This is a genomic window from Bradyrhizobium sp. PRIMUS42 (assembly GCF_023006515.1).
In the GTDB taxonomy this organism is placed as follows: Bacteria; Pseudomonadota; Alphaproteobacteria; order Rhizobiales; family Xanthobacteraceae; genus Bradyrhizobium.
The window spans coordinates 1-443 of the sequence record NZ_JALBGZ010001608.1 but is presented as its reverse complement, the minus strand read 5'-3'; the positions used below and the strand labels follow the sequence as shown (position 1 = coordinate 443).

Below are 443 nucleotides of genomic sequence, written 5' to 3'. Positions count from 1 at the left end.
AGCGCCGCGTCGAACAGGTCGAGATTGCTGGACAGCAATGCGCGCAGGATCAGGCCGGCGGTCAGCTGGCCCGTGACGCGCAAATGATGCACCAGGCCCTGCATGTCCTCGCCGCGCGAGCGCGCCGCGATGTTGATGGTGGAGCGGTCGCGCGCCTCGATCGTGATGCGATCGGCACGATCGGCGCTCAGCCAGTTCCGCGCCACGACGAATTGCGCCAGGGTCTCGGAGAGTTTCGCCACCAGCGCGGCCCGGGTTGCGGACGGCAGATCATCCAGCACCAGCATCGCCTCGCGGATCGCGGCGAGATGGCCATGGCGCTCGACGATGCGATCCCAGGAGAACGGGGCAAGCTCGGCATGAGGATTTTCGATCAGCTCCAGCGCGGCGGCCGCGCAGCCGACTTCGGCGATGGCGGCGCAGACCGATACCGGCAGCGCGAT

Annotated in this window: 1 protein-coding gene; it reads right to left on the bottom strand. The window is 68.2% G+C overall.

The annotated features are described in order from the left end of the window. On the bottom strand, positions 1–443 hold a 443-nt coding region (locus MOV75_RS41900; RefSeq protein WP_247008756.1), incomplete at both ends, for a DUF2336 domain-containing protein.